Annotated in this window: 5 protein-coding genes; 3 read left to right on the plus strand and 2 right to left on the minus strand. The window is 73.7% G+C overall.

The features are described from left to right. The 3 genes from GT042_RS06610 to GT042_RS06620 form a co-directional block, all read left to right on the plus strand. Positions 1-1217, plus strand: a 1217-nt coding sequence (locus tag GT042_RS06610) for a hypothetical protein (RefSeq protein WP_161307767.1), incomplete at its 5' end; no start/stop codon positions are given. 131 nt (positions 1218-1348) lie between these two features. Beyond that, entirely contained in the window at positions 1349-2026 is a 678-nt protein-coding gene (locus GT042_RS06615) for a DUF4383 domain-containing protein (protein ID WP_161307768.1), read from the plus strand. Positions 2027-2044: 18 nt separating this feature from the next. After that, the gene (locus GT042_RS06620) at positions 2045-2266 is read left to right on the plus strand and encodes a zinc ribbon domain-containing protein (protein WP_161307769.1); all 222 of its coding nucleotides are present in this window, start codon (positions 2045-2047) and stop codon (positions 2264-2266) included. A gap of 72 nt (positions 2267-2338) precedes the next feature. Here GT042_RS06620 and GT042_RS06625 read toward each other — a convergent pair whose 3' ends face one another. Next, on the minus strand, positions 2339-3223 hold the full coding sequence (locus tag GT042_RS06625) for an HAD family hydrolase (RefSeq protein ID WP_161307770.1): 885 nt from the start codon (positions 3221-3223) through the stop codon (positions 2339-2341). Beyond that, positions 3220-4983: cysteine protease StiP domain-containing protein (locus GT042_RS06630; protein ID WP_202532446.1), on the minus strand; the 1764-nt coding region annotated here is incomplete at its 5' end. The genes GT042_RS06630 and GT042_RS06625, both read right to left, overlap by 4 nt.

Consider the following 4983-nt stretch of genomic DNA (forward strand, 5'->3'; position numbering starts at 1 on the left):
GCCGCGGCGAGAGCCAGCGGGCCGACGCGCAGGCGGCGAAGGACGCCGCCGCGGCCGCCTTCTACGAGCTGGACACCGCCCAGCGCGACCTGCGGATCTCGATCGAGACGATCACGGCCGTGGACAGCTCGCCCGGTGCCCAGCGCGCCGTGAGCGACTTCACCGCCCTCGGGCACCGCATCGACGAGGTCAGCAGCGGCTACATCAGCGCCGTCGACGCCCACGACCTGGACCGGGACGACCTGGACCCGTCGAGCGTCGCCAAGGCGCGTACGGAACTGACGAAGGCCAAGGACGAGCTGGACCGGGTCAAGGGCGACCTCGACCGCTTCGAGCAGGGGCTCGGCCCGCTGCTGGACAAGGCAGAGACCCAGCTCGCCCGCCTCGCCCCCGCCGTGGAGCGGGCCCGGCAGGGACTCCTCGCCGCCAGCAACGCGCTCGACGCCGTACGGGCCTCGGGCCTGCGGGCGGACGACCTCGCCGCCCGGCTCGCCCAGCTCGGCCCCGAGCTGACCAAGCTGAACCAGGGCGCCGGGCAGCACGGCGTCACGGAGACGCTCCAGCGCGCGGACCAGGTGCTCCGGGACGCCGAGGCGGTACGGGCCGAGGCGGACCGCCTCCCCGAGCGGGCCCGCGAGATAGACCGCCGGCTCGTGTCGCTCCGTACCCGCGCCCAGGCCCTCACCACCCGCTCGGGCGCCGTGGAGCCGGTCCTGAGCGAGCTGCGCCGCCGTTTCACCGCCGAGTGCTGGCAGGACCTCCAGCACGTGCCCGAGCACGCGGCCACCACCGTCCGCCGGGCCGAGGAGAAGCTCAAGGAGGCGGGCAAGGCGCGCGAGGACCAGCGGTGGCCGGACGCGACGGCCCTGCTCGGTACGGTCAGGGCGCTGCTGAACAGTACGGACGAGGCGGTGTCGGCCGCCGGTGACCGGTTGCAGCGGCTGAACGCCGTATCGAAGGATCCGCAGCACGAGATCGACCGCACCCGGTTCGCGATCCGTGACGCGCAGCGGCTTGCGATGGCCGGCCGCAGCGTGCCGGAGCCGCGCCACGCCCGGCCGCTGGACGAATCCGTGGCCCGGCTGGACCGGGCGGTGGCGGGCCTGGAGGGCCGGCATCCCGACTACTGGCACTTTCTTACGGAGACCGAGGCGGTACGGCAGTCGGTGGCGCATGTGGTGTCCGACATCCGCGAGGAGCGCGGGGCGGGCGCCTGACGGGTGGCGGGTGCCTGACGGATGTCGCGCACCCGACGCCGCCCGACTTGTGGGGCGGGTGGGGCGGGCGGATCGTGGAGGAGGAAGAGACCCATCCTCCGGGGGTACGTACGGCCTGAAGGAGATCTCCCATGACTCTCTCCTCGCTCCGGTCCCTGCATCCGCACGCGCCGCCGAGGTCCCGGCAGCCGGCCTCCGGGCCGCCCGAACCACAGCAGCCGAGCTCCGGGCCACCCGGATCCCGGCGGCCCAGGACGCTCCCGCTCCGGTCCCGGCCGCGGCGGCGCGTACGGATCGACGAAGCCCTCCCCCTGGATCACAAGCTCAACCAGGTCTACCGCATCGGCGCCGGACTGATCGGCCTGGCGCTGCTGGTCTTCGGGATCCTCGGCCTGATCGACCGGATCGGCTTCTTCACCACGGGCAGCGACACGGTCGCGGGCCTGAACACCAACGGCACGCTCAGCGTCATCTCCATCTGCGTGGGCGTGATCCTCTTCGCGGGCATGGTGATCGGCGGGAACGCCGCCTCGACGCTGAACGCGTTCTTCGGCGTGGTCTTCATCGGCAGCGGCTTCGTCAATCTCGCCCTGCTCGACAGCGGCCACAACTTCCTCGCGTTCCGCATGCAGAACGTGCTGTTCAGCTTTGTGGTCGGCATCTTGCTGATGTTCTTCGGGATGTACGGGAGAGTCAGCGGCGGCCTCCCCCACGACAACCCGTACTGGCGGGCCCGCCACCCGGAACAGGCCGAGCGTGAACAGCGCCGGCGGGCGAGGGGCGGCCGGAACCGGGTGGGCGTGGGCTGACACCGATACCCTGGGCGCATGCCTCGCTACGAGTACCGCTGCCGCGCCTGTGGGACCACCTTCGAACTCCGCCGGCCGATGTCCCAGTCCGCCGCCCCCGCGATGTGCCCCGCGGGGCACGAGGACACCGTGAAGCTGCTCTCCACGGTGGCCGTCGGTGGAGCCGCCAAGGGCAGCGACGCCCCGGCGCCCTCGGCGGGCGGCGGGGGCGGCTGCTGCGGTGGCGGCTGCTGCGGCTAGGTCCGATCCGCCCGACGGGCCCTGAGTCGGCGGATCGCCCCTGACACCGGCCCTGGGTCGGCCCCGGGTAGCTCAGCCCGCCCGGCGCTCCAGCACCGGCCGGGGCCCCGCCTCCGCCGCCGCCAGCAGGCGGCGGAGGATCTCCTCGCCCGCCGCCACCCCCGCCTGCGGGAGGTTCTCGACGTGCGGGGCCGTCCAGCCGGAGTCGGCCAGTTCGCCGTGGCCCGGGCGCCAGCCGTGGTCGGCCGCCAGCAGCAGGTCCGCGTCGAGCAGCGAGTCCCCTGCCGCCAGGGCCAGTTCGGCCCCGGTACGGCGCGCCACCTCGCGCATCGCCGCGCTCTTGGTGAGCGGCCGCGGTACGGCGTAGATCTTGCGGCCCTGGAGGGACACCGACCACCCGCGCGGCCCGCCCCACTCCGCCAGCGCCTTCACCCAGCCCTCCGGCAACAGCGTCCGGTCCACGACGAGATACGCGAACAGGTCTTCCGCGACCCGCTCCTTGAGGAGCCAGGCGGGGTCGGACACGGCGAGCAGATGCGCGCGCACCTCGGCGAGGGACGCGCACTCGTCGGCCAGCCGCTCCGCCACCCGCGCCTGCCAGTCCGGGTCGGACACCCCGTCGACCAGCAGATGCCCCCCGTTGGCGCAGATGGCGAACTTCGGTGCGGGGCCGGGCAGTTGGACCCGGCCGTACTGTTCACGGGTACGGGTCGTGGTCGGTACGAACACGGTGGTACGGGCCAGCCGGTCCAGCAGCCCGGCGGCCGTCTCCGTCATGTACGACAGCGGCTTGCTCCCGTAGACCTCGACGCAGAGCAGCCGGGGAGCCAGCGCGTCGGGCATCGTGAGCTGGAGGGCCCCGGTCGAGTAGATCAGGGTCCTGTCGAGGTCGCTGGCGACCAACGTGGCCGCGTTTCCGGGCGAGTTCACCACGGAGGACGTCACCGAGGCGTTCATCGGGCCGCCACCGCCTTGCCGTCCGCGCCCGTCGCGCCCCGCGTGAAGTGCGGGTGGATCAGACCGACACAGGTGTACGGCAGCACCTCGACCTCCTCGACCGGCACCCCGCGCTGCTCGGCCAGGAGCCGGACATGGTGGAGGTCCGCCCCGGCGCCGGTCCTGGCCAGGATCTTCCAGGGAACGCGGCGCAGCAGCACCCGGGTTGTCTCGCCGACGCCCGGCTTCACCAGGTTCACGTCGTGGATGCCGTACTCCTCGCTGATGCGTTCGACGGCCGCCCAGCCCTCCCAGGTGGGGGCGCGGTCCGCCGAGAGCAGTTCCTTGACCTCCGCGTCCACGGCCGGCACGACCTCGTCGAAGCGCGCCGCGACGCTGTCCAGGAAGAACCCGGAGACGTCGGCGCCGGCGAGTTCGCGGTAGTACTTCGCGCCGTGGAAGTCGTCGGGGCCGACCAGGTCGGAGCGGAGGACCGTACGGGAGATCAGGCCGGAGACCGTCGAGTTGAGGCACGCGGAGGGGATGAGGAAGTCCTCCCGGGTGCCGTACGTCCGTACGCAGCGGCCCGGGTCCGCGAGGACGGCGATCTCGGGGTCGAAGCCCTCGAACGCGCCCAGCGCGTCGGCCAGTTCGCGCGTGATGGCGCCCTTGCCGGTCCAGCCGTCGACGAACACGACGTCGGCCGGGTCGTGATGGGCGGCCAGCCAGCGGACGGCGTTGGCGTCGATGCCCCGGCCGCGCACGATGGACACCGCGTAGTGCGGCAGGTCCAGGCCGTGCCGTTGCTGGGCCCAGCGGCGCATCAGGACACCGACGGGGGTGCCCGCGCGGGCCAGGGAGACCAGGACGGGGCGCGGCGAGCGCTCGGCGAGGACGGTCTCCGTCACCGTGCCGACGGCGCGGGCGATCCGGGCGGCCGAGGTCTCCAGGGCCGCCTTGAACAGCTCCTGGTACTGCTCGCTGGGCTGGTACTCGACGGGGAGGGACTCGGCGTAATGCGCGCCACCGCTCTGTATCGCCTCTTCCCGCTCCTCCGTGGGAGCCTCCAACTCGACGTCGGACAGGTCCTGGAGGAGCCAGCCGACCTCGTCGGCCGCGTACGAGGAGAAGGCGGGGCCGCGCAGGGGCTCGGGCAGCATGGGGTGTTCCTGCCGTTCGGGGTGGTTCGTGGGTGGGGGGAGGTGGCTCGCGGGCGGGTCCGCGGACGCGGGGAGGTAGGTGGGGACCACGGCCAGCACCACCCGCGGGACGTGCGCCACGAGCCGGGCCAACAGGCCGCCGGGGGCGTGCAGTTCGGCGGAGTCGGCGAGCGAGTCGACCACCGTGACGACGGCGTCGAAGCCGCCGCCCGCGACGTTGTACGCGTACCGGTCGCCGCGTCCGTCGCCGTGGCCGCCGCCCTCGCCGGTCTCGGCGCCCTCGCCGGTCTCGGCGGCCGGGAAGGCGGCGGTGTCGTGCGCCGGGAAGACCAGCCGGGTCCGTATCGCGTACCCGGGGTCGTCCACGGCCAGGACGGGCGAGCGGGTGGTGGTCGAGTACCGCACCTCGGCGGGGGCGGGCAGGGTCCGCTCCAGCTCCTCGGCCAGCCGCAGCGGCGCGTACATCAGCTCCTCGAAGCCCAGGACGAGCACGTTCCCGGCGCCGTCCAGCTCGGCGGCGAGGGTGGCCGCCATGCCGGGCAGGGCGGTCTCCAGCCGGGCGCGGTGCGCGGGGGTGAAGCCGTGCCGGCCGCCGTCGGGCAGCCCCTCGGGCCAGCCGAG

It is taken from the genome of Streptomyces sp. SID3212 (assembly GCF_009865405.1).
Classification (GTDB): domain Bacteria; phylum Actinomycetota; class Actinomycetes; order Streptomycetales; family Streptomycetaceae; genus Streptomyces.

What these genes read in the sequence shown, in the direction of transcription:
- GT042_RS06625 (WP_161307770.1), bottom strand. Translation starts at nt 3,223, where the DNA reads ATGAACGCCTCGGTGACGTCCTCCGTGGTGAACTCGCCCGGAAACGCG.
- GT042_RS06615 (WP_161307768.1), top strand. Translation starts at nt 1,349, where the DNA reads ATGACTCTCTCCTCGCTCCGGTCCCTGCATCCGCACGCGCCGCCGAGG.
- GT042_RS06620 (WP_161307769.1), top strand. Translation starts at nt 2,045, where the DNA reads ATGCCTCGCTACGAGTACCGCTGCCGCGCCTGTGGGACCACCTTCGAA.